The following is a 22,651-nucleotide window of genomic DNA, read 5'->3' on the forward strand; positions in this document are numbered from 1 at the left end:
TGAATAACTTTCTCCTTCTAGAAGTGGTTTTAGGTTATCCTTTTTAATTCCGTAATATTAGGGTATATTTACAGTAAATTAGAAAGTAATAGAAACTGAAGGAGAACAAACTATGGCTTATATTTTTTTAATTGTTGGCTTTGCATTGTTGATAAAAGGAGCTGATCTCTTTGTTGACGGGTCTTCCAATATCGCTAAACTGCTACGAGTTCCGACTATTTTAATCGGGTTAACCATTGTCGCTTTTGGAACAAGTTCACCTGAAGCAACTGTCAGTATTATTGCAGCACTGGAAGGAAGTGCAGATGTTTCACTGGGTAACGTAGTTGGAAGCAATATTTTTAACATTACCCTTGTTGTAGGTGTGGCAGCTTTTTTATACCCTTTGAGAGTTGAAAGTGAAACCATTAGAAAAGAAATCCCATTTACCATACTCGCATGTGCGGCATTGCTAATTCTAATGAGTGATATTGTATTGCAAGGAACCAATAGCAACTTATTTACACGGAGTGATGGATTTATCTTTTTATTGTTCTTATCCATCTTTATGTACTATGTAATTGAGATTGGTCTAAAAAGCCGAAAAGATTCAGCAGGCGAACCAGTTCCTGAGGACATCAGATGGGGTAAAAATATATTAATTACCATATTAGGATTGGCTGCAATTATATTTGGAGGGGACCTGGTAGTAGATAACGGTACAAAAATTGCATACTCTCTTGGTATGAGTGAAACATTGGTGGGCTTAACGATTATTGCAATTGGAACATCCCTACCTGAACTTGTCACTTCCGTCTCTGCGGCACTGAAAAAAGAAAGTGATATAGCACTGGGAAATATTGTCGGGAGTAATATTTTTAACATCTTATTTGTACTAGGTGCCTCTGCTACGATTTCTCCATTAGCCGTAAATGATAAAATGTTTATTGATGTCATTCTTATGATTGTATTGACTATTATATTATTGGTTTTCTCAAGAACCAGCTTCAAGGTTGGAAAGCGGGAAGGATTAGTACTTGTCGCCGCCTATATTATTTACTTTGTGTATATTATATTACGGAATTGATGAAACAGTCGTTCATTCTTTATAGGCATAGATCTAAGATAGGTGCTAGTTTGTTGGCTTAAGAGCCTTGACTTATATCTTCTTCAACTAAACGGGTGCGGTTAGTAAAAGATTATAGGGTTGCTTAGGCAACCCTTTTTCTTATTAAACTAAAGCGGCAGTTTAGTTCAACAGGAAGGTATTAGTGGGTGGGTGTCGAATAGTTAACAAAATGGGTAACGATTAAATAGAAGGGGTCATGAAATGGTTGGAATAATTATTACACTGATTCTCCTGTTTTGTTTTATTCTGTTTAGAAATGGTATCGCTTTAAATAACGTAACGATTGAATTTACAATCTTATTCGTAGCATCCTCATTGATCATCCTCTTGTTTTGGAAAGTGCGAAATGAACTTCCTAAAAAAATTGGAATTGGTATCTGCATCATATTAATTTTACAACTAGGGGTTATTAGTTTCTATGCATACGATAGGCAGTCGAATCAATTACTAAATGAACAAAATCGTTTATTAGTCATTTTGGGGAATTCCTCTGACTATCAACTATTAAACCTTAGTTATCAAGATATTGATAAAGTCTACTTAGTTGGAGATGCAATGAAAGGTGATTTTCACCATCCATTCGATTATAGAATTGAACTAAAAATTAAAAATGAAGATAAAGTTTATCAATTTCAATGCAAGGGACAAGGACCTTCGTGCAATGAATTGGGATTAATAAATGCAAGATAGGTTTATTGTTTTCTCCCCATCAACCGAACCCGTTAGTAAAAGAAAAGGATTTCTTCTTTAACTAACGGGTGCTTTACTTCAAGAAGGAGTAAATCCTTTTTTCTTATTGAACTAAAGCAGCAGGTTAGTTGAATAAGAAGGATTATTTGGTTGGACGACGAATTAGTAATAATATGGGAATTTTTATGTGGAAATGTAACTTAGTTGAAGAACAAAAAAACAATTCTTTATTGTTATGGGAGAGAGTTATCGTGAAGAAAGTATTTTATTTTTGTATTACTTTAAGCATGTCTATTTTTCTTATTAGTTGTTCAAACGAGTCTGAAAAATTTGAAAGTTCATCTGATAGAATAATTCAAAGTCCAATAGCATTTAAACATGGCGAACAGGAATTTGAAATTATAAACTATTATCAAGAAACTCTAGACTTTCTCAAAGCTACTAAAGAGCAACCAGATAATTTAGAAGTTCTCTATAAACAATCAGTCCTTGATACACTAAGGAAAAATGGTTTTGGATACAGTGAACTTTCTGACTGGATGTTCACTACTCCTTCAGATATAGAGGCTTTGGAGGAAACCATGAGTAAACTAATCGACAAACAAGTCTTACTTAATGATTCAATCAAAGAAGCCTTGTTAGAGTCCGCAACACTACTTCCAGGAGGGAATAAAACGATACATGTCTTACCGTCTTGGCCTGAATTTGGTGCTTCTATGAAAGAAGTTAATTATGTAGGAGGATACGTGTGGAATAAAGATTCTATACTCATTCAAATTGACCCTTCTTTTCTTGAAGAAGATTTAAAATATACAGTTGCTCATGAATACCATCATACGGTTTATAGGGAAATGAATGCTGATATTTGGTACAGTTTATTAGAAAACACTCTGGTAGAAGGAAAGGCAGATATTTTTGCAAAAACAATTTATCCAAATGTTTACGTACCATGGTCTGAACCATTAATAGAACAAGAGAATCAAAAAGTATGGGAAATTTTTCGGGAAAATATGGAATCAACAGATTCATCATTTATAGAAGGTTTTACTCATGGAAACCCATACTATGGAATACCTCAGTGGTCAACTTATAGAATTGGAAATCAAATTATGCAAAGTTTCCTTGATGAAAACTCGGGTTTATCCATAGAAGAATGGACCAAAGTATCCGAAAGTGATATTTTTCAAAAAAGTAAGTATTACAATAAGTAAGTGAGAATTGACTGGAATATTAATTGAATAAATATATCTTTTTCGAAACTTTTTATTCAACTCCCATGAAAATTAAAAAATGTTCAAAATCAACAAAATTGCATAACAAAAGAGACTCAGAAATAGCTTTTTTAAAAAAAGGCTGAGCCTTTAGAGTGGAGTTATATTAAGTTGCAAGGTAAATCAAGAATCAACTCCATTCTTGTAAGAATAAAGGCAGGCTGGTGCAATAACCAGAGTAGGATTAATCTCCCATGAGTGCTACTCGTATAGAGTGCGACAGTCTGTGATGCACCGTGGTCGTCGGAGTCAGACTAACGGATGGGCTCAATGGCACCATAGTTGATCGACCTTCTTCGCCAGCCGTAGTATCCTATACCCGATTTTCACATTTTCATTCTCTGTGGTGAAGCGCTGATTTTGCGCTTCATGGATGGCTAACGGGTGCTTTAGTAAAAAAGGACATCAAAATAAAATGAGTTTGGAGAACATATCTAAGCTCATTTTATGTGTGTATTTTAAATCAACCTTTATCTTTAACATCACCAATAAAAAAAGACAAAGAGATATAATTCCCTTTGCCTCACTAAAGGTTAGCAACGTTTTCATCAAACTTAGCTTGTTGCATACCTATGTATCTCAATGTTATTTTGGGTGAAGAATGATTGAACAGATCCTGTAAGTCCGCAAGATCTTTGTGTTTTGTATAATACATATGACCGAACGTTTTCCTCATTGAATGAGTTGCTATTGGTTCTGTATAACCAATTTCTTTTGCTGCCTTTTTCAAGAACTTATCTACCGTGCTACGTTCAATGGCTTTATTTTTACCGGTGCGAGTTCTTTGTCTAGATTCAAACAGATAATCATATTTATTTTTGTTCTTAATCAATCGTTCAAGTGGTCTCTTTAGATTTCTATGGATAAATACTTTTCTTGGCTTCTTTGTTTTTCCTTCTACTATGTCTAAGTGCATCTTATCCTGGACATCTTTTACCCTTAATTTTGTAATGTCTGATATACGGAATCCAGTATAAATGCCAATTAAAAATAATACTAAGTTTCTATCACTGGTGTTCTCAAAGTATTCAATAAAGGATTCTCTCCACATTTCATCACGTATAGGTTCAACAGATTTCATAGCATAAACCATCCTTCCGCTTTTATCTTTTCTTTAATTCTTTTCATAGTCACATCTACCGTACCTTTAGGGATTCTCAGACTTTCTGCTATTTCACTATGTGTTGCGCCATCTGCTTTTAGTGTCAATATTTCTTTTTGTTTAGCGTTCAGGATTTTAGTAATTTCCTTTACTGATGCCTCTTTCATTATTTCTTTTTCCTTATCTTCTTCATCAAATAGTCTTTCTATTGAATCGATGCTCTCAGACCCATCTTTTCTTAACTGAATCCAATAGGGTTCAAAAGGAACTTCTCTCTCTTCTGATGCTCTTCTGCTGATTTCTCTTCGAGCTCCTGGACGTTTACCGATAGTGATCCATTCGATTGAGTATTGTAGATTTGAAATCCAGCTGTTTATAATCTTTTTATCTTCTTGCAGCCTTATTAAAATGTGAAGCGCCTTGTTGTTTTTTATCCGTTTTGCAATCGCGACTTTCTTTTCTAAACGATTTCTTAATGCACGTGTTTCTTTCAAAGTTTGTCTATACTCTACTAATAACTCTCTCAAATCAAACGCACCACCTTTCTTTTATCTTTGTCTAAAAGCTCCGCCTTTACCTCTTGCATAGGTGCCACGATTACACCCCATAAGATCTTTCAAATCTCTTTTTGACAGTTTTTCTTTGACCTTAGTCTGTAGAGCTGGATAATTGTCTTTTGATGGCTTTGTAAATCCTTTTTCAGTAAGTTCACTTTGAATAGTTCTCACATTTTCACCTCAATAAATTATTTTTCGGACCATACATCTAGGCTTGCGGTCGATTACTTGATGTTTCATTTTTTTTACAGTTGCTTCTTTCCTGTAGGTAACTTTTCTCGTTATTGTTTTTTCTTTTTCAAACTGATAAAACTTACTCCAATTTTCTTTAACAAATTTCCAATGCTTTTGAGCCCATTTAATAAAGTTGTTAATCGCTTCAGTGATAGACTTAACGAATCTACTAATTATTTCTTTTAATATCTCAATTGCTTCTTGATTGATTTCCATATATACACCCCTTTTTGAAAATGAAAAGGACATCAAACAATGAGAGCGATTCCTCTGATTGTTCGATGTCCGTCGGTTCTTCCGTAAGGACTTTTATTTAATTTTTGTTGTTAAATAAAATCATTTGATAATCTCTAACTAATTGAAATGCTTGTTGTTCTGTGAATTTCTGTTTCACTAAATCCTGTTTATATTGGAATAATAGTACTGCTATATCAGCGAGTCCTGCAGATAATTGCTCGAGCTCATGAATTGGGTCCATTAAATTACCTCCTGTCCTTCTAACCTAATTCGTTCACTTCTATCCACGTCCAATACTTGTCCATTTTTCCAAATTACTATATCTTGTCCGTGTTTTTTGGGAGAAACCTTTGTGATTCGCCCTTCTTTCACGATATAAAGAGCATTTTCCATCAAATCTATTTCTACAACCATATCCTTTTCCACCAAGACTCCTCCTTGTGTTATAATTGTCTTGTCGGAGACAGGAGAAATCTTGTCTTTTTTTATGCGAACAATCCTTTTGGCCTTTGCTTAATCTCCCCAATTTCTGCACGATCGACTACTAGCAATGTAATATCAAGTACACCACGTTTCATCTTTTCAGCAATTGTGAATACATCGAATCCATCTTCCCAAAGGAATATGAATTTTTTTATTTCATGTTCTTCAAACACTGGATCTAATTGAATTTTCTCATGCTCGAACAGATAATAATTCATGCCCTCTCCCTCTAATCGGTTTTGTTATTGCTTCTTCTTTTGTGAATTTCCCACTTTTATATCTTCTACTTGCTGAAATTAATGAGATTCGGTTCTTTCTCATGATTTCTCGTTCTTTTTGATTAAATATTCTACTGACTCTCATATCTGTGACAGAATCTGTTGCTGCCTTTTCTTCAGACCAATTTAAAATGTGAATTCTTGCTTCGAATACTTCCTGTGGAACGTTATGTTTCCTAGCTATCTTTTTCCATTCATGCCATTTATCTGTTATAGTGGTCATGTTTTAACTCCTTTCTTTCGACACTTTTTTTCGAACTGTATATTAAATACTAAATGTTATTTCTGATAATTTAACTTCTTTTAACATGCCATTTATTTTAACTACTGCAATCGGATATGCAACAACTCCACCACGATGACCACCAATCATTGGCGATTCGCCAAGAACATTTGAGTATTGATAAACACCCATAAACTCTGCTTCAATTAATTCGGCCTTTATTTTCACAAAGCAATCTTTCTCCAATTTCTTCACTCCTTCGTTTTATGGTCGAGCTTCAAGCAACTTTCGGTCCTTTGCTTGTAATTATTCTTTAGGGAACATGTACCTCTTGCAGTTAGTACACCTTTTTTAACGAAACTTTCAAAGTATTTACAACTACCACATTTGGTATTTAAGTTAATATCACTTTTCCAATTCGGTGTTTTTGTCATATAATCACCTAGAACTAACCATTCCTAATTGCTTGTATCTTTTTCTCCTCACACCATTCTTCGTACTTGCCAGCGACTTCAGTTGCAAAGGAATACAATTCGGCAAAATCTTCATGCCACTCCTCTTCATAATTTTCTTTATACCATTCAGTAAAAGTGATATCTTCCACCTCTTTTGCGATGCTTTTTGGTAGAACTGTGCTGTTAAATAATATTTGAAACCCGTTCACCGAAATCAGCCAGATCAATTTCTTCGCTGTACAGACTATTTGCTTCTTTTCTGATTTGCTCCACCTTAATCATGCACTCCAACGCTTTTCGCATGGCTGCTTGTTGTTCATCTGTCCAATTTGCCCAAGCTAACCCTGCATGAATGACTTTTTGCGCTTCTTTTAATTCCATGTTCATTCTCCTTCCTAATTAATTTGTAGTACTATTTAAATAGTTAGGTGGTGAGTATACTGAATTTATTTGAAAATGTTGATATAAATGCAATGCAATATATAGGTCCAGTCACTGTATTGATAATTACTATGTCTCTAGTAGCCTTTCTTTGTAGCATAATATCAAAATCATGGTCAAAAGAACTTTCGAACTATCTTTTCGGTTGTGGATTTATCGCAAGTTTTTTAATATGGGCATATCCTCTAAATATGGGGTTTTATGAATTGTTCAAATAATTTGTTAGGGCATATGGTGCCCTTTCAATTCCATATTACGGTCGTACTATGCGGTTAATAATTCTGGATGTTCATGTATGTTGCCAACTACACATCCAAATAAATTGATAGATGACAATAGTTGTTTAGCCATCAAATCATTACATTGAGCATAAAAAGCACCTTGACTATAAATGACTTGCCAGATAAAGTTTTCATCATCTTTTAATAAATCAGCTTTAAATATTTGTTTTCCTTTTATGTCTATTAATCCTGTGTATTGGCCAAGTGTTTCAGCACGTACAGAGTATTAAGGTAAACTTCCAATTACATTTTGTGGAACAATATAATGCATTCCTGTACCTGTTTTTAAATGGCTACCTATAAACCAGTTACCATCAACATCTAAACCACGAAACTTATTTTCACTCACTTAGTTTCCTCCTTCACTTTTTCTATGAACTACGATGCTAATACTCCGATTTCCCAAGCCAATTTTCTAACTTCTGGCCAATAGTGTGCATCACTGCCTTGTCCATTACGATCTTCACAAAACCAGTCCGTAATACTTCTCTTTGAATGGACTACATATTCTCTTAAAGACTTCACCCAGTAGCTTTCAGTACTAGACATCGGCAATGTACGTCCATACAAGGATAGTTTGGCTGGCTTCTCGTGAACCCTATGAACACCCCAAGCTTTACTTTCAATTTCTAGCAAACCTAATCTACCATTTGACTTTAATTCGAAAGAAAACCATCTTGAAGTCCACCCAATTTTGAAAAGATATTTAAGCATTTCATTAGCTTTATCCAGACGACCTTGTTTGCCTATTTCTTTTGCTTTACGCTGAACCTGTTTTGTTTTGTCTGCATCAAATATTAAACGAGCCAAAGGTTTGTGATACCCTGATTTCTTAACTAATTTTCTAACTCGATTCTCTTCACTATCCAAGTCAAAAAAGTAAAATGAAGCTTCATTTGTGAATTCAAATTTATTTAGAACAACCCACCACATATTGTTGATATTGTGATAAATTGTACCCCTGCGTAATCTCCCTTTGTGATCTCGGAAATATTTAATATCTCCATTTCGTAATTGTTTTCCATCTTTATCTTTTGAGTTATATGATGAAATTTCATACTCAGGCAATTCTTTGCCTTCTTCGTAATGCCAGCAATCTTTTATACGAAACATTACTTTATCTATTGCATATTTATAATTTGGTTTGGTTGTGTCTTCAAAACCCTCTTCTAACAAAAGGTTTTTAATATGTTTTAACTCAACTAAGAACTGACAACGGATTAAGTAAGGCATCATTTTCAATTTGTCAAAATCATATTTCCCGCCGTTTGAGTTTTTCGTATTTACTTCTTGGAAAAATTCCAATTCTATTCCCGATGGATAACGCTTTGCCTTAAATTGTAAATCACCTTTTTTACCTTCCCAATGATCTTTAGCTAAAATAGCGTAATCCTTTAATATTCGTTGGTCTGTTTGAATAAACCAACCTCTAGTTTCAAGCAAATTAAATATTTTTCTTAATGTTGGAAATGTAAATGCTTCATTTCCTCCTGCACCAATAAACGTACCGTTACTACTTGTTGTCTCGTGAAAGGTTTTTTCACTCATATTTCATCTCTCCATTCCTTCGCTTTATGTGTCAAATGCATTTTATTCCTCGTAGTCCCCTTCGAAGTTTTTATAAAATTCATATTGGGATTTCTGTCTTAATATTTGAATCTTTTTAGCAAGACTCGTTTCTGTTCTTCCGAGCGCAAGAGAAAGATTTTTTGTTTTGTCTTTTTCCGAAAACTTGCAGTATTTCACCACCCTCTGTAAATCTAGTTCCTTGGTTAGGGTGATAAAACGAGTTATACCTCATTCTGCCTAAACGATCATATTCAATTGTTTGCGAATTCTCTGGAATGTTGTGCATATTCCTTTAATCCTTCCAAATCATCATTTTCGTATTGGCAATACTGGCAGTGAATTGCCGTTGCTTTTACTAATGCTGTTTTTTCCATTGACTCAGAAATCACAACCGGTGAATTGCAGTTATCACAAATAATAAATAGATTATTGTATGTTCCCATTACACGCTCACCGCCATTTCCATATCTTCTTTGAACCGAAAGTCAAATACGACAAAAACACAATTGCATTCATGACACTTGTTTAATTTCAAAAAGCTTTCAAGATCCTTTGATTTTTTTAAAAAATCGCCTATTTCTTCACTGGCACAATTAGGGCACATTTGAAAACCTCCTAATTTTTAATTGTTCGTTCGTATGTTTCCAACAATTCACTGTCACTTAATTTCTCCAGATACTCTTCGGAATACCTTGTATTTATGCTAATTGAAAAGATGATTGCATCACGGTCGATATTAAGTGGTAGAGATGTTTCACTATCCTTCATGCTGATTGTTCCTTCCTGTTTAACCCAAAACGCTCCTCAGCTTCCTGGAGCTTCACTTCCACTTGGTCCAGACGCTTTCTGTTTGCATCCGTATCGATTGGGCCTGTTGGCTGTACATAATAAAAGCCTTGACCTTTAATCCATTGAGGCATTTTATTTCATCCCCTTTTCGTATTCTTCAACAGTTACACCAAGCATTCTAGCTGTAGCAAAAGCTTTTCGATGGTTAGTTGCTCGATTCTGCAAACAGTTTGAATTGCCAATAATCCTCCACCAGGTTCTTCCTTTATCGTCTAATTTGTAAGGTATCTCTTCACTTGCAAATTCTTTTGGAGTGATATTCGAAGTGAACCATATAGGTTTATTTGCTCTCTCTCGGCCGTTGATAATTTGAAAAATCCAGTCTTTTTCATCCAGTGATAATTTTTGGCTACTCATAAAGTCGTCCCATATTAATAAATCTGCACTGAGGCAAGCATCCATGATTTCATGAAACGACTCTTTGTTATTAAAGTTTTTAGTGGCTAGTAAACGACTAAGTAAATCCTTTTCTGCAATAAAGATGACTGCATATCCTTTAGCAATTAAAGCATTTCCTCCTGCAGCAGTTAAATGACTTTTACCATTACCTGTCTCACCAAAAATAAAGACTCCTAATCTACCACGATCTTCAAAGTTTGCAACCGCATCATTTACTTCCTGTTGAGCTGACTCTGTGCCTGGTCTAATTTTGTAATTTTCGAAAGTCATATGCTTAATTTCATCCATCGCGCTACTTAGTTTGAGGGATCGATTAATACGTACTAACTTTGCCTTAGATTCTTGTTCTCTCCTGAAATCTTGAATGCGATCTGTTTCGCAAGTGCAAGCGCAATGTACCCAATGCATGACTTTTTTAAAAGGATGCTCAATTTGAATTTGCTCCTTGTCCTTGCCACAATATTCGCATTGTATTACTTCAGGCTTATCTGAAGAGTTGGACATCCCCGCTTGTTGTAGAATGTTTCTCATTACGTCCTTCATGAGTATTTACCTCCCCATACTCTGGCTTTTTAACTGGTTCATTCTTTTTATGTTCAGCCTTAATTTGAATTACAAGTTGATCGAACTTATTTCTTAACTTCGAAATGGATAGAATAATAGTTTTCCAAAAGTTGTTATCCTGGCACCAATCAATAACGTAGATAATCTGTTTCTCCGTTCGTTCATCCCGTTCCATCATTAACCGCATTTCATTTGACCATTTCTGTAAATTTGGTTTTTTAAAAGCAGGATGATGTGAAAGAATTTTTTGATACAACCGATTGGATAACTGAAAATAAATTGAATTTTCGTCGTAAACTTGTTTGCGACTATTATCTTTATTCTCTGTTGTATTCTCTGTTGTATTCTCTGTTAATGTTTCTGACAAAACGTCTGAATCATTTCTGACAATTGGTAAGGATGGATTCTGACAAAAGGTAAGAATGGATTCTGCCAATCTGTCGTAATCTAATTTGTAATGAAGTGTGGGTGCACCATTAGCTTTTAATAGCTTTGTTTCAACTACTCCAAAATCTTTTAATTTGTTAGTTGATCTCCTTACTTGCTTTTCACTAAGACAAACTTCTTTTTCCCATTCTTGATAAGATTTGTAGAAAAAACCATCTGTCCTTTTTGACTTGTCAGAATAAAAAACTATTTGATTAAGTAATACAGCCGTAGTTAAATCTCCGGTGTATTCTACATAAATTTTTGGTATGGTAAATGTATTGTCTTGACCACTGATACGTTTTAAAAGTTCTCTAATTGTGCTGTAATTATCCATTTAACCACTTCCATTTGTGTTTTTGGCTTTCTTGTTATAAGATAAATGTAATATTGTTATTCAAACCGCTGACCAACTTTGCCGAGTTGTTCAGTTTTTTTATTGTCTTCTGGACTGTTCCATAGTTTAGTTGCCGACACTACAGCAACAATAGAAAATAAGAATATGAAAACTTCTTCTGGGCTGTTAAACACTTCGCTTCACCACCTTTATGTGAAAGCCTTGTGCATTTAAATCGTTTACCTTTTGATGTCTCGAATGCTTCCATTCCAATGCCACTAACTCTTTTAAAGATTTGATTGTATCTTCACAATGAGAGATAGCTTGCTCGTATTCGCCACGAACCATATAGACTTGAATCAGTGTCAAACAATCTTCAACACATGATTTTTCTTTCACAATTTTTGTTGCCAAATTGTCTAGTTCCTGCTGATCTAACTTAACCATTCCATTTCTCCACAAACCGTATTGCCTTTTGAAGTTGATGTTGTTTAACATCTCGGTATGATTTAACTGCAAACTGTTTTTTAATTGCACTGTAAATACCTCTAAATACTTGCCCTCTTGCTGTAGAGTCTTTTTCAAGAGTAAACGCCCTTTCTCCTACAGCTTTTTGAAGACGACGTTGTTCACCAGAATTTAAGGTTATTTGGTTTTGCATTTGAGTTTGAATTGTCATCATCCCCTTTTCCATTTTGTTTATTTTTTCTGCCATCTCTAATATTTTTTCATCTTGAATAGCTATTAAAAACTCTGGAGACTTCATCTTGTCTGCAAGGTTATAATAACCATCCACTAGTGCGCTATATGCTTCTCTTGCCTTTTCATTGTTTAAGGATTTTGCATGTAACCATGCCCCCTGTTCAGTCCAAAGATACAAAACAGATACAAATTTAAGGCTTGCGTCTTCTTGACGTTCAGCTTTAAAACCCTTTAAGTCTTCACCTGTTAAGGCGAAAAAATGTTTCCCTTGTTCGTAATGAACTTTATTTCTTTGAAAATTACGATTAATAATCTTCGGGTTCACGTTAAATGATTCAGCAAGTTGAGAAGTAGTAAGCACTCTTTTACCGCTTTGTTCGATAGCTTGTAACTCCATTTCATCACTCCTTTTAGGATTACGTCATATTGACTCACGCCCTTATCGTTGGAAAAGGATCTAAATTCAAGAAGAATCCTTCAGACTTAGCTTTTGCAAATTCTTTCTCCGTATATTGCATGGACCATTCGTTCCCAAAAGTATCAAACATCGATTGTCTTGCACGGTCTACAGAAGCTGATTGAATGATTACATATCTGTTCCAGAATCGATGTCCTCCCCCAAACGTAAAAATGTGCTTTGCCGAATGACTTTGAACTATCTCAATCCAGTTAGGATATTCCCAAATCATTTCTGATTGAGTGTATTCACGTGCGTATTCCTCTTGCATTAACTCCAACTGGTGTGCATAAATATATGAGTCTTTACCAGTCTCTAAATCTATTACGTGAATAAAATCATCGGGATTAGATGCATCTTCAAGAGCCATACAAACTACAGATAAAAAGTATCTGCCTCCATAGACCTTTCCTTTTTCAATGACTTTTTCCACAATTATTTCACCTCCTGTTGATGTTGAATCACATCAAGAAACTCACAAGTGCAAAGGGGGATACTTATGAGTTTCTTGACGAGAGCCAAACTCTACGTCATAATAAAGTTACATATAAGTTTTACTGCTGGTTAACTTTCCCGAGTTAATCAGCTTTTTTATTTTCTTTTGGTTCCTTCATTGTGCTAGCCATCCTTTCGCTATCCACCGTGGAACTAATCCCTTAATGCATTCTTTAATAGAAATCCGATAATCCTTTTGTAATTGAATTAACAAGTTATTAATGAATGCTTTACCATCTAATAATTCTTCCATTAGGACTTTGATTTCTTGCCGTTCTTCCTTGGTAATCACTCCAGGTGGCTTTGCTAAACAAACTTCTTCAAGTTTATTAATGGCTTCTTTTAACTCTCTATACGCGAGTGATTCAATGGATAGTCTGTGTTGCTCAATGTTTGGACCTCTAAATACCGGCGAAGTATATCCCTCACTAAACTCATGTAGCATATCTGCAATGAACTCTGCATTGTCATATGTTTGCATTGCTGATACAGCTATATCTTGTTGCATCATCCTTCTATCATTTTTCATGTGACTTCCCAGCTGACGACTAATGTTTAAATCAGATGCTAATTGATCTCCATTAAGTTCCTCACTTTGCATTAACCTTTCAATGGCTTGTCCCATGTGTGTAGCAGTTTTCATTGTCATTTCCCCCACGGCTCCTTTTTTGTATCTAAATGGCTCTGTTTTGATACAATAACTTGTTTTAAACTTGAGTTAGATTACTTTGCTATAGTGATTGGTATTTGTTTCAACCCAAGTAGAGTTTTTTTCAATCCACTCAAGTACCAAATCACGAGGGTATCTAGATTTAACATGTTGAAACTTAGGAAATGTTGGAATAGATACTAGTTTGTTAATTGCAGTTTGTTCCACTTGAAAAATATCTGATAAATCTTTTCTGGTTAGTGTTGGTGGATATTTGTTTAAGTTTGAAGAGTTTTTGAAGCTCTCACGAAATTCTTCTCGAATAATTTCTCTTATTTGACTTAAATCCTCCAAATCAAATTGAACATTAGCCATTTTTTCATCTCTCCTTATTTTTCATTCTTCATATCGTGGCACTCATCTTCAAAAAAAAGAGTCCAACTAAAGGACAATGCATTCGAAATTTTTTTGGCACTAGCAACTGTAGCATTACGTTCTCCAGATTCTATATGTCCGTATGTTGCTCTAGCTATACCTGCCTTCTTTGCTAGTTGATCTTGAGTCAGTCCAGATTCTTCCCGTTTTTTTCTCAACCAGGTTCTCATTATTTTCACCTACATTCTTCACTTCGTAGCTTTCTTATAAACTTACTATAAACTACGTTTTGTAGCATGTCAACATTTTTTCTTCTTTTTGAAGAATTGCATTTATTCTTCTTTATGTAGAGTTAGAATAGAGTTATTAAAAAGGAGTTGCAAATCGTGGAATTCAATAAGAGACTAATTGAATTGAGAAAAAGTAAAGGACTCTATCAAGCTGATGTCGCCAAACATGTTGGTGTTGCAAGGGCAACATATGGTGCTTATGAACAAGGCAATCGCCAACCTGACTTTGATACTTTACAATCTATAGCTAACTTTTTCGAAGTTAGTACGGATTATTTGTTAGGTAGAACAAGTACAATTCAAGAACCAAGTTCCTCATACGACATACCTGTATTAAAAAACAGCCCATTAAAGAATTTTACAGATGCTGACTATTTATTACTTCAAGAAATCAAAAAACACCCTGTTCTATTTAATGAACTATCTGTTGATCCAGAAAAAAAAGTAAGAGAAATTGTTAAACTTCACAAAATGAAAAAGTTACTATTAGAAGACGATGAAGAATTAGGTGATGGATTTGGCGACCTTAAAGATTGATTGTAGTTCGGACTATTGGGAAGAACGTGCAGAAAAGGTTCTTTCCAATTTTCAAATGGATGGTCCTGATGAAATCGATATAGAAGATATTTGTTGGAGATATGGTATAAAAATTAAACCGTTAGATATATATTTTGCTGAACCGTATTTAGAAAGAGATGAAATTGATTCTTTGAAATCATTCGCCATTCCAAGCGAAAGGGATAGGAGAGGAATAATATTTCTAAAACCTGGATTAGATGCGATTGAGAGGAAGTTGTTACTTGCAGAAGAGTTTTGCCACATATATGCTCATCATTCATCGCAACTGACATTAGATACTCATGTAATAAACAAATTAGAAAATCAGGCAAAACGGATGTCTGCATATTTATTAATGCCTCTTAGATATATCCAAGATGTTTTTGACTTAGCTGCTGAACAAACCGTATTAATCTACGAGATAGCCGACTACTTCGTAGTATCAGAAGAATTTGCGAAATATCGTATCGAATTATTATTAAATAGAAATGTTGATGCTTTATTCTCTATTAGAGGAAAATTAGGAGCTATTGAATGGTTGGAGTAACAATACATAACTTTTATATTTTATTATTTTGTTTTTAAAAGTCGCCTTTCTGTTGGCGAATTTTTTGTAGTTATAAAAAGAACTTATGTTTGCACTTCTTTTAAAGGTGAATCAATGAAGAACAATAAAATACATAGAATCATAATCAAAACATAGGGGGTCTTGTCATGGCATCGATACAAAAGTATCAAACTCAAAAAGGCGATAGATGGATGTATACTATTGAAAATGGTATTGATCCATCCACAGGAAAACGTAGTCGGATTGTAAAAAGAGGGTTTATAAAGGAAAAAGAGGCAAAGAAGGCTGCACAAGAAGTTGAATACCAGTTAGGTAAGTGGAAGATTGACTTAAAGAATCAAATATCTTTTGCAGATATGGCTGACGAATGGTTAGAGGTATATAGTCAATCAAGTGTAAAAATAAGCACTATACGAGTAAGAAAGCATGAAATTGGTCATCTAAAAAAGTATTTTGCTTATGTAAAATTACGAGATGTAACCAAAAAAATGTATCAAAACTTATTAACTACACTTAAAAATGACGGGTTAGCACACAACACTATATCTGGAATACATGGTACTGCAAGAATGATATTTAAACGTGCTATGGAGCAAGATATTTTATCACAAGATCCAACCGAATATGCATATATACCAAAAGACAAAAAAACTGTTGAAGATATTGAGAATACAAATGTTGAAGAAAAATTTTTAGAGAAGCATGAACTTAAATTATTTTTAGATACTGCAGAAAAAAATGCAGATTCAGATGATTACGTAATATTTTTAACTTTAGCATGGACTGGACTAAGAGTTGGTGAATTACTAGCTTTAAAGTGGAGAGACATTGACTTCAATGAACAAACAATTAACATAACAAAAACATATTATAATCCCAATAACAACACAAAAAAATTCACTCTTCTCCCTCCAAAAACTGACGGATCTATTCGTAAAATTGATGTTGAAGATGAGATAATTATAGCTTTAAAGAAACACCGTATTAAACAGAAAGAAGTGAAATTAGTAGTTGGGAAAGAATATTTTGATGATGATTTTATCTTTGTTCGTTTATTCCCACCTTACTATGGATATCCACATTTCATCAAGACTGTTGAAAATAGAATGGCTTCTATATTAAAAAAAATTGATAATAAAAAGCATTTAACACCACATTCACTGAGACATACCCATACATCGTTACTGGCCGAGGCTGGAGTTGAATTAACTCAAATAATGGATCGTCTTGGTCATACAGATGATGAAACAACGACCCAAGTCTACCTTCACATTACAAAAGATAGAAAAAAAGAAGCTTCTCAAAAGTTCGGAAAACTTATGAGAAGTTTATAAATTTATATTTAAGGCATCATTTAGGCATCGAAAATAAAAAAATACCCTTTAACACCAATGGTATCAAAGGGTATTTTTATTAAATTACATCATGCCGCCCATTCCGCCCATATCAGGCATACCCATACCGCCAGCTCCTGCTGGTTCTGGAATGTCTGCTACTACTGCTTCTGTAGTTAAGAATAATGCTGCTACAGATGCAGCGTTTTGAAGTGCTGAACGAGTTACTTTAGTTGGATCAACAATACCTGCTTCGATCATATTCACCCATTCGCCAGTTGCAGCATTGAATCCGATACCGACTTCTTCACGTTTTAAACGATCTACAACGATAGATCCTTCAAGACCTGCATTGTTAGCGATTTGACGAACTGGTTCTTCTAATGCACGAAGTACAATTTTCAGACCCGTAGCTACGTCGCCTTCTTTTGTTTCTGCTAATTCGGCAACTTTGTTATATACGTTTACTAGTGCAGTACCACCACCAGCTACGATACCTTCTTCAACTGCTGCGCGAGTAGCATTAAGAGCATCTTCAATACGAAGCTTGCGTTCTTTTAGTTCTGTTTCTGTTGCTGCTCCGACTTTAACTACAGCTACACCACCAGCTAATTTAGCTAGGCGTTCTTGTAGTTTTTCTTTGTCGAATTCAGATGTAGTGTCTTCTAATTGAGAACGGATTTGTGTTACACGACCAGCGATGCGATCAGACTCTCCGTTACCCTCTACGATTGTAGTATTATCTTTAGATACAACAACTTTAGAAGCGCGACCTAATTGAGTAATGTTAGCAGATTTTAAGTCTAAACCTAAATCTTCTGTGATTACTTCAGCTCCAGTAAGAACTGCGATATCTTCTAACATCGCTTTACGACGGTCACCAAATCCTGGCGCTTTAACAGCTACAGCATTGAAAGTTCCACGTAATTTGTTTAATACTAGAGTAGCTAGAGCTTCCCCTTCTACGTCCTCAGAGATTAGTAAAAGTGGTTTGCCTTGTTGTACTACTTGCTCAAGCACAGGAAGAATTTCTTGTATGCTTGTGATTTTTTTATCTGTTATTAAAATATATGGATTGTCTAAAATAGCTTCCATTTTATCCGAATCTGTTACCATATAAGGAGATGCATATCCACGATCGAACTGCATACCTTCTACCACGTCAAGTTCAGTAGTGAACCCTTTAGATTCTTCAATTGTAATGACACCGTCGTTACCAACGCGCTCCATTGCTTCAGCAATTAGTTCACCTACTTCAGAATCTCCTGAAGAAATAGCTGCAACCTGAGCAATAGACTCTTTACCTTCGATTTGTTTAGAAATTGCTTTTAACTCTGTAACTGCAGCAGCAACTGCAAGGTCAATACCTTTACGGATTCCTACTGGGTTAGCACCAGCTGTTACGTTTTTCAACCCTTCACGGATCATCGATTGCGCTAATACAGTAGCAGTTGTTGTACCGTCACCAGCTATATCGTTTGTTTTAGAAGCAACCTCTGCCACTAATTTAGCACCCATATTTTCAAATGCATCTTCCAATTCGATATCTTTTGCAATCGTTACACCATCATTAGTAATAAGTGGTGAACCAAATTTTTTCTCAAGAACTACGTTACGTCCTTTTGGTCCAAGTGTTACTTTAACAGCATCTGCAAGTTTATCTACTCCACGTAACATTGCGCTACGTGCGTCTTCACTGAATTTAATTTCTTTAGCCATGTGTTAGTTACCTCCTGAATATATTTTCCTAAGTTTTATTAGCCAATAATAGCTAGAACATCGCTTTCGCGTAAAATTAAATAATCGTTGTTTTCATATTTCACTTCTGTGCCTGAATATTTAGAGAAGATGATGCGGTCTCCCTCTTTTACGTCAAGTTCAACGCGAGTGCCGTTTTCAAGTACTCGTCCAGTCCCTGTAGCAACAACATTTCCTTCTTGCGGTTTTTCTTTAGCAGAGTCTGGAAGTACGATGCCAGATGCTGTTTTTTCCTCAGCTTCGATTAATTCGATTACGATACGATCACCTAATGGTCTTAACAAGTGAAACTACCTCCCTAAAATAGTAAAATGTAATATTATTAGCACTCTTACTCTTTGAGTGCTAACACACTTATAATAATAATTAATCACAGAACATTTTGCAAGTAAGAAGCTATCTTTTTCTTTTATTTTCTATTTCCGATACAATAAGAAAAGAAGGTACATATAGAGAGGAATAAAACTGTTTATGAAACAACAAAAAACTGGTATATACATTTTAATCGTTTACTGTATAATGCAACTATCTTCAGGTATACTTGTCCCGTTCCTACCAGAGCTTTATACCCTATTAGAAGCTAAAGGAGTGGAAAATCCAGCACTTTTCATTTCTGGTTGGTGGGTATTTCTTAGCATGGGAATCGCTACATTGATCACCCTGCTAGTCATCCGTAAAGACAAGACTTACTTGAAGCCACTAAATAGTAAGCCAAGCCCAACCCTCCAAACGATCGGTTGGGGAATTGCTGGTTTCTTTCTAGTATTTGTAGGACAGGGTATTGCAGCAAGCATCGAGCTTAAATTTGGTGTGGATCCTGGATCAGAAAATACAACTCAGTTTATAGAAATTGCCCATACCGTACCATTAGCTATTTTTTCAATTGTCATTTTTGCCCCTATATTAGAGGAGCTGATATTCCGAAGAATCATTTTCGGAACTCTGTTGCCAAAAACGAATTTCTTTGTAGCCGCTTCTGTAAGTGCAATTGTGTTTGGAATTATTCACTTTGACTTTACGCACATACTACTATATGCGGTTTCCGGATTTATATTCGCATTTATCTATTACAAGACAAAGCGAATTATCGCATCAATTATCTCCCATATGTTATTAAATGGATTTGTTGTGCTAGTTCAATTTTACGGTGAGGAAATTCAACAGTTTCTTAAACAATATTCAAATATGCAGTTCCTATTTTTTCATTAATAAAAGCCTTTGACCTGTTAGCATTATGGTCAAAGGCTTTTTTTGTTATTCAGTCAGTTCATTTCTTATTAAATAAATAAGAGTCTGTAATTCTACAGAAAGATCGATGGTATGTACACGGATAGCATCGGTTGTTTGTAAACGTATTGGTGTAAAGTTTAATATCCCTTTAATAGAAGAAGCTTCTAATTGATCGGCTACTTGCTGTGCAGACCGACTTGGCAAAGTAAAAATGACCAGTTCAATTCCATATTCCTCTAGCTTTTCAAGCATAACACTCGAATGATACACAGGAATATCACTTATGGTCGTTCCTTCTACCGGAGCCTTTGTATCGAATGCCACGACAATTTTTGTATTATGGTTTTTTTGGAAATTATACTTTAGAAAAGCAGTTCCCAAACTTCCAACTCCAATGAGCGCAACATTCGCAGCCTCATCCTGATCGAGTGTTTTACGGAAAAACTCAAGTAAAGTCGGAACGTCATAACCGTAACCCTTTTTTCCAAGCGCACCAAAATGAGAGAAATCTCTCCTAATTGTTGCGGAATCGATTTTCATCGCTTCACTCAATTCCTGCGAAGAAACTCGTTTGTGCCCAGCATTATGAAAGCTTTGTAAAAATCTATAATATAATGGAAGTCTTTTCGTAGTTGCTTGAGGAATTCTCGGTATTTCTGGCTTCATAAAAATCCTCCTAGTTTAGTCAAACAAATCGTTATTATCTTACTAGACATTTCTACCATTGTAAACCTAGAGCGTTGCAACGACAAGCCCTATCTATTACACTAAGGATAGAATTGAGGTGCGAATAATTGTGATTGTTTTACAAGTCAATCAAATAACAAAATCCTTTAACGGTGAAGATATATTAACTAACGTAAAGCTAGAGGTTCAGGATCGAGACCGGGTTGCCCTTGTTGGTAGAAACGGTGCCGGAAAATCTACACTACTTAAAATAATAGCAGGTGAAATGTCGTATGATTCAGGCGAAATAATTATGCCAAAAAATATTCGTCTTGGCTATTTAGAACAGCATGCAGGTCTCGAATCTAAATTGACAATCTGGGAGGAAATGAAGACAATATTTAGTCATCTCATTAACTCTGAAAAAGAGCTTCGTTCCCTAGAATCACAAATGGCAGACCCTACTATATATGAAGATACTGAAGCTTATGCAAGAGTGGCAGCAACGTACGATGAATTACAGTTAGCCTTTAATGAGGCAGGTGGCTATCGCTTCGAATCAGATATACGCTCTATATTACACGGCATGCAGTTTTTCCCAGATGATTATGATAAGCCTGTCCAAGCATTGTCAGGAGGACAAAAAACGAGGCTAGCACTTGCAAAAATGCTTCTAAGTAAGCCAGACTTACTAATCCTCGATGAGCCTACCAACCATTTGGACATTCAAACGCTAAGCTTTTTAGAAAACTACCTGAAAAATTATAGCGGTGCAGTTCTTATCGTCTCACATGACCGTTACTTTTTAGACCAAGTAGTCAACTTTGTTTACGAAGTATCTCGGCATAATGTAGTAAGATACGTTGGCAACTACAGTTCGTACTTAACGCAAAAAGCAAAAAACTATGAGTTAGATAGAAAGAAGTATGAAAAACAGCAAGAGGAAAAAGCAAAGCTCGAGGATTTTGTCAGTAAAAATCTTGCCCGTGCCTCTACAACTAAAATGGCTCAATCTAGACGTAAAGTTATTGAGAAAACAGATTGGATGGAATCCCCAGATGGTGATGAAAAATCTGCTTCTTTCGGATTTACTATCGATCGACCAAGTGGCAATGACGTACTTCGTCTGGAGCAAATTGCAGTTGGCTATCCAAACAAAACTGTTTCATCGAATATTTCCTTCTCTGTGTACAAGCAAGACCGCATTGCACTCGTTGGACCAAACGGAGTGGGCAAATCAACTTTACTAAAAACAATTATGAAACAATTAAATGCCGCTGATGGGAAAATCCAGTATGGTACGAATGTCCAATTTGGATACTATGATCAAGAACAAGCAGCATTAACTGGCAACAAAACAGCTTTACAAGAACTATGGGATGAATGGCCGTTAATGAATGAACGAGATGTCCGCACTGTATTAGGTCGTTTCTTGTTTTCAGGAGATGATGTACAAAAAACGGTATCTACACTATCCGGTGGTGAAAAGGCAAGACTCGCTCTTGCAAAGCTAATGCTTTTAAAAGCGAACACCCTCGTACTCGATGAGCCTACCAACCATCTAGACTTAGACAGTAAAGAAGTTCTCGAAAATGCATTACTCGACTTCCCCGGGACTATCATATTCGTATCCCATGACCGATATTTTATTAACCGAATTGCAACAAAGGTTATTGAGTTAGCAAGCGAAGATGCAACTCTATTCCTTGGAGACTATGACTATTACCTAGAGAAAAAAGAAGAAATGGAAGAGCTTGCTTTAGAAAATGCAGTAGTTGAAAATACAGTAATTACAAAAGTGAACACATCCACAATTGATAAAGAAGCAAAGAAAAAAGAACGTCAGCTTCGACGCCAGCTAGAGGAATTGGAAAGTCAGATTCCAACTGTTGATGCGGAAATTGTTATTATCGAAGAAAAGTTATGTGACCCTGAAATCTTCCAAGACCACGAAGCTGTCCAACAATTACAGCGTGAACTAGATCAGTTGAAGGAAAAACAAGATGACCTATCAAATGAATGGTTAGAATTACAGGAACAATTAGAAGAAATAGCCCCATAAAGA

Annotated in this window: 36 protein-coding genes and 1 pseudogene; 8 read left to right on the plus strand and 29 right to left on the minus strand. The window is 35.3% G+C overall.

Annotated features, from left to right (window positions below; translation table 11 throughout):
• Positions 1-112 precede the first annotated feature (112 nt).
• The 3 genes from MKY29_RS18435 to MKY29_RS18445 all read left to right on the plus strand — a co-directional run bounded on the left by MKY29_RS18435 (position 113) and on the right by MKY29_RS18445 (position 3,009).
• Positions 113-1,066, plus strand: coding sequence for a calcium/sodium antiporter (locus MKY29_RS18435; RefSeq protein WP_241600707.1), 954 nt, complete (start codon positions 113-115; stop codon positions 1,064-1,066).
• A 243-nt stretch (positions 1,067-1,309) separates the two neighbouring features.
• Positions 1,310-1,798 (plus strand): hypothetical protein, encoded by a 489-nt coding sequence (locus MKY29_RS18440; protein WP_241600705.1) that lies wholly within the window; start codon positions 1,310-1,312, stop codon positions 1,796-1,798.
• A gap of 251 nt (positions 1,799-2,049) precedes the next feature.
• Positions 2,050-3,009 (plus strand): DUF2268 domain-containing protein, encoded by a 960-nt coding sequence (locus MKY29_RS18445; protein ID WP_340880494.1) that lies wholly within the window; start codon positions 2,050-2,052, stop codon positions 3,007-3,009.
• 586 nt (positions 3,010-3,595) lie between these two features.
• Here MKY29_RS18445 and MKY29_RS18450 read toward each other — a convergent pair.
• The 26 genes and pseudogenes from MKY29_RS18450 to MKY29_RS18570 all read right to left on the minus strand — a co-directional run bounded on the left by MKY29_RS18450 (position 3,596) and on the right by MKY29_RS18570 (position 14,400).
• Positions 3,596-4,150 carry a tyrosine-type recombinase/integrase gene (locus tag MKY29_RS18450; RefSeq protein ID WP_340880495.1) on the minus strand — a complete coding sequence of 185 codons (555 nt, stop codon included), beginning with the start codon at positions 4,148-4,150 and terminating at the stop codon, positions 3,596-3,598.
• Complete coding sequence (locus MKY29_RS18455) at positions 4,147-4,698, minus strand: sigma factor-like helix-turn-helix DNA-binding protein (RefSeq protein WP_340880496.1); 552 nt, start codon at positions 4,696-4,698, stop codon at positions 4,147-4,149. The genes MKY29_RS18450 and MKY29_RS18455 overlap by 4 nt, the downstream gene beginning before the upstream one ends.
• Positions 4,699-4,719: 21 nt before the next feature.
• Positions 4,720-4,899, minus strand: coding sequence for a hypothetical protein (locus tag MKY29_RS18460; RefSeq protein ID WP_340880497.1), 180 nt, complete (start codon positions 4,897-4,899; stop codon positions 4,720-4,722).
• 9 nt (positions 4,900-4,908) lie between these two features.
• A complete protein-coding gene (locus MKY29_RS18465) occupies positions 4,909-5,178 on the minus strand; it encodes a hypothetical protein (protein WP_340880498.1) in 270 nt (89 codons plus the stop codon).
• 97 nt (positions 5,179-5,275) lie between these two features.
• The gene (locus tag MKY29_RS18470; protein WP_340880499.1) at positions 5,276-5,440 is read right to left on the minus strand and encodes a hypothetical protein; all 165 of its coding nucleotides are present in this window, start codon (positions 5,438-5,440) and stop codon (positions 5,276-5,278) included.
• Positions 5,440-5,625, minus strand: coding sequence for a DUF3954 domain-containing protein (locus MKY29_RS18475; RefSeq protein ID WP_340880500.1), 186 nt, complete (start codon positions 5,623-5,625; stop codon positions 5,440-5,442). The genes MKY29_RS18470 and MKY29_RS18475 overlap by 1 nt, the downstream gene beginning before the upstream one ends.
• Positions 5,626-5,684: 59 nt before the next feature.
• Complete coding sequence (locus MKY29_RS18480) at positions 5,685-5,900, minus strand: hypothetical protein (RefSeq protein WP_340880502.1); 216 nt, start codon at positions 5,898-5,900, stop codon at positions 5,685-5,687.
• Positions 5,875-6,183 carry a hypothetical protein gene (locus tag MKY29_RS18485; protein ID WP_340880503.1) on the minus strand — a complete coding sequence of 103 codons (309 nt, stop codon included), beginning with the start codon at positions 6,181-6,183 and terminating at the stop codon, positions 5,875-5,877. The genes MKY29_RS18480 and MKY29_RS18485 overlap by 26 nt, the downstream gene beginning before the upstream one ends.
• A gap of 42 nt (positions 6,184-6,225) precedes the next feature.
• A complete protein-coding gene (locus tag MKY29_RS18490; RefSeq protein WP_340880504.1) occupies positions 6,226-6,429 on the minus strand; it encodes a hypothetical protein in 204 nt (67 codons plus the stop codon).
• A gap of 202 nt (positions 6,430-6,631) precedes the next feature.
• Positions 6,632-6,847: a hypothetical protein gene (locus MKY29_RS18495; RefSeq protein ID WP_340880505.1), complete on the minus strand. Its 216-nt coding sequence runs from the start codon at positions 6,845-6,847 to the stop codon at positions 6,632-6,634.
• Positions 6,822-7,019, minus strand: a complete 198-nt coding sequence (locus MKY29_RS18500; protein ID WP_340880506.1) for a hypothetical protein — start codon at positions 7,017-7,019, stop codon at positions 6,822-6,824. Before MKY29_RS18500 ends, MKY29_RS18495 begins: the two co-directional genes overlap by 26 nt.
• 324 nt (positions 7,020-7,343) lie before the next feature.
• A pseudogene (locus tag MKY29_RS22030) lies at positions 7,344-7,565 on the minus strand (YopX family protein); the annotation flags it as partial.
• Between the two features lie 21 nt (positions 7,566-7,586).
• A complete protein-coding gene (locus MKY29_RS18505; protein ID WP_340880507.1) occupies positions 7,587-7,709 on the minus strand; it encodes a hypothetical protein in 123 nt (40 codons plus the stop codon).
• Positions 7,710-7,738: 29 nt separating this feature from the next.
• Positions 7,739-8,908 (minus strand): hypothetical protein, encoded by a 1,170-nt coding sequence (locus MKY29_RS18510; protein WP_340880508.1) that lies wholly within the window; start codon positions 8,906-8,908, stop codon positions 7,739-7,741.
• Positions 8,909-9,180: 272 nt separating this feature from the next.
• Entirely contained in the window at positions 9,181-9,372 is a 192-nt protein-coding gene (locus MKY29_RS18515; protein ID WP_340880509.1) for a hypothetical protein, read from the minus strand.
• Between the two features lie 172 nt (positions 9,373-9,544).
• Entirely contained in the window at positions 9,545-9,697 is a 153-nt protein-coding gene (locus MKY29_RS18520) for a hypothetical protein (RefSeq protein WP_340880511.1), read from the minus strand.
• Positions 9,694-9,849 (minus strand): hypothetical protein, encoded by a 156-nt coding sequence (locus tag MKY29_RS18525; RefSeq protein ID WP_340880513.1) that lies wholly within the window; start codon positions 9,847-9,849, stop codon positions 9,694-9,696. Before MKY29_RS18525 ends, MKY29_RS18520 begins: the two co-directional genes overlap by 4 nt.
• A 1-nt stretch (position 9,850) precedes the next feature.
• Entirely contained in the window at positions 9,851-10,720 is an 870-nt protein-coding gene (locus tag MKY29_RS18530; protein ID WP_340880514.1) for an ATP-binding protein, read from the minus strand.
• The gene (locus MKY29_RS18535) at positions 10,662-11,504 is read right to left on the minus strand and encodes a hypothetical protein (RefSeq protein WP_340880515.1); all 843 of its coding nucleotides are present in this window, start codon (positions 11,502-11,504) and stop codon (positions 10,662-10,664) included. The genes MKY29_RS18530 and MKY29_RS18535 overlap by 59 nt, the downstream gene beginning before the upstream one ends.
• 56 nt (positions 11,505-11,560) lie before the next feature.
• A complete protein-coding gene (locus tag MKY29_RS18540; RefSeq protein WP_340880516.1) occupies positions 11,561-11,698 on the minus strand; it encodes a hypothetical protein in 138 nt (45 codons plus the stop codon).
• Positions 11,691-11,951 carry a hypothetical protein gene (locus tag MKY29_RS18545; protein WP_340880517.1) on the minus strand — a complete coding sequence of 87 codons (261 nt, stop codon included), beginning with the start codon at positions 11,949-11,951 and terminating at the stop codon, positions 11,691-11,693. The genes MKY29_RS18540 and MKY29_RS18545 overlap by 8 nt, the downstream gene beginning before the upstream one ends.
• Positions 11,944-12,603, minus strand: coding sequence for an ORF6N domain-containing protein (locus MKY29_RS18550; protein WP_340880518.1), 660 nt, complete (start codon positions 12,601-12,603; stop codon positions 11,944-11,946). Before MKY29_RS18550 ends, MKY29_RS18545 begins: the two co-directional genes overlap by 8 nt.
• 34 nt (positions 12,604-12,637) lie before the next feature.
• Positions 12,638-13,096 carry a hypothetical protein gene (locus MKY29_RS18555; RefSeq protein ID WP_340880519.1) on the minus strand — a complete coding sequence of 153 codons (459 nt, stop codon included), beginning with the start codon at positions 13,094-13,096 and terminating at the stop codon, positions 12,638-12,640.
• A 177-nt stretch (positions 13,097-13,273) separates the two neighbouring features.
• On the minus strand, positions 13,274-13,801 hold the full coding sequence (locus MKY29_RS18560) for an XRE family transcriptional regulator (protein WP_340844907.1): 528 nt from the start codon (positions 13,799-13,801) through the stop codon (positions 13,274-13,276).
• 75 nt (positions 13,802-13,876) lie between these two features.
• Complete coding sequence (locus tag MKY29_RS18565; RefSeq protein WP_340844908.1) at positions 13,877-14,182, minus strand: hypothetical protein; 306 nt, start codon at positions 14,180-14,182, stop codon at positions 13,877-13,879.
• A 14-nt stretch (positions 14,183-14,196) separates the two neighbouring features.
• The gene (locus tag MKY29_RS18570) at positions 14,197-14,400 is read right to left on the minus strand and encodes a helix-turn-helix transcriptional regulator (RefSeq protein ID WP_445677884.1); all 204 of its coding nucleotides are present in this window, start codon (positions 14,398-14,400) and stop codon (positions 14,197-14,199) included.
• Positions 14,401-14,568: 168 nt separating this feature from the next.
• Between MKY29_RS18570 and MKY29_RS18575 the strand changes: the two genes are divergently transcribed.
• From MKY29_RS18575 to MKY29_RS18585, 3 genes are all read left to right on the plus strand, one after another.
• Entirely contained in the window at positions 14,569-15,009 is a 441-nt protein-coding gene (locus tag MKY29_RS18575) for a helix-turn-helix domain-containing protein (protein ID WP_340844909.1), read from the plus strand.
• Positions 14,990-15,577: an ImmA/IrrE family metallo-endopeptidase gene (locus tag MKY29_RS18580; RefSeq protein WP_340844910.1), complete on the plus strand. Its 588-nt coding sequence runs from the start codon at positions 14,990-14,992 to the stop codon at positions 15,575-15,577. The genes MKY29_RS18575 and MKY29_RS18580 overlap by 20 nt, the downstream gene beginning before the upstream one ends.
• Positions 15,578-15,744: 167 nt before the next feature.
• Complete coding sequence (locus tag MKY29_RS18585; protein WP_340844911.1) at positions 15,745-16,932, plus strand: site-specific integrase; 1,188 nt, start codon at positions 15,745-15,747, stop codon at positions 16,930-16,932.
• A gap of 84 nt (positions 16,933-17,016) precedes the next feature.
• Here the strand turns inward: MKY29_RS18585 and groL are convergent, their stop codons facing one another.
• Both groL and groES read right to left on the minus strand, forming a co-directional pair.
• Positions 17,017-18,651 carry a chaperonin GroEL gene (gene groL / locus MKY29_RS18590; RefSeq protein ID WP_090568932.1) on the minus strand — a complete coding sequence of 545 codons (1,635 nt, stop codon included), beginning with the start codon at positions 18,649-18,651 and terminating at the stop codon, positions 17,017-17,019.
• A 38-nt stretch (positions 18,652-18,689) separates the two neighbouring features.
• Positions 18,690-18,974: a co-chaperone GroES gene (groES, locus tag MKY29_RS18595; RefSeq protein WP_090568929.1), complete on the minus strand. Its 285-nt coding sequence runs from the start codon at positions 18,972-18,974 to the stop codon at positions 18,690-18,692.
• 187 nt (positions 18,975-19,161) lie between these two features.
• Here groES and MKY29_RS18600 point away from each other — a divergent pair, with 187 nt between their 5' ends.
• Positions 19,162-19,899: a CPBP family intramembrane glutamic endopeptidase gene (locus tag MKY29_RS18600; RefSeq protein ID WP_340880521.1), complete on the plus strand. Its 738-nt coding sequence runs from the start codon at positions 19,162-19,164 to the stop codon at positions 19,897-19,899.
• A gap of 45 nt (positions 19,900-19,944) precedes the next feature.
• On the opposite strand, the gene MKY29_RS18605 is transcribed toward MKY29_RS18600, so the two are convergent.
• A complete protein-coding gene (locus MKY29_RS18605) occupies positions 19,945-20,586 on the minus strand; it encodes a redox-sensing transcriptional repressor Rex (RefSeq protein WP_093495947.1) in 642 nt (213 codons plus the stop codon).
• 130 nt (positions 20,587-20,716) lie between these two features.
• Between MKY29_RS18605 and MKY29_RS18610 the strand changes: the two genes are divergently transcribed.
• The gene (locus MKY29_RS18610) at positions 20,717-22,648 is read left to right on the plus strand and encodes an ABC-F family ATP-binding cassette domain-containing protein (RefSeq protein ID WP_340880522.1); all 1,932 of its coding nucleotides are present in this window, start codon (positions 20,717-20,719) and stop codon (positions 22,646-22,648) included.
• Positions 22,649-22,651 lie beyond the last annotated feature (3 nt).

This window comes from Psychrobacillus sp. FSL K6-2365, assembly GCF_038003165.1.
GTDB lineage: Bacteria > Bacillota > Bacilli > Bacillales_A > Planococcaceae > Psychrobacillus > Psychrobacillus psychrodurans.